Consider the following 330-nt stretch of genomic DNA (forward strand, 5'->3'; position numbering starts at 1 on the left):
AAAAAAAAACAACAACCAAACCAACGTAAAACCAAAAAAAAAAAAAATTCAAAAAAACAAAAAAAAAAAAAAAAAAAAACAAAAAAAAAAAAAACCCCCATAAAAAAAAAAAAAAAAAAAAAAAAAAAAAAATTTAACCCACAAAAAAAAAAAAAAAAAAAAAAGGAAATAAAAAAACCACATAAAAAAAAAAAAAAAATTAAAAAATAAAAAAAAAAAACCCAAAACAAAAAAAAAAAAAAAAAAAAAAGAAAAAACTAATTTATTGAAAAAATTTTAAAATAAAGGTTTATAAAAAAGTTGTAGCCCAAAAAAAAAAAAAAAATTTTT

General features: G+C 12.7%; 1 protein-coding gene. It reads left to right on the plus strand.

The window, feature by feature from the left end:
• A partial coding sequence (locus ACR6JA_RS22170) for a hypothetical protein (RefSeq protein ID WP_494599542.1) occupies positions 1 to 210 on the plus strand: 210 nt, incomplete at its 5' end.
• Positions 211 to 330: the final 120 nt, after the last annotated feature.

This window comes from Cedecea sp. B1(4), assembly GCF_059414925.1.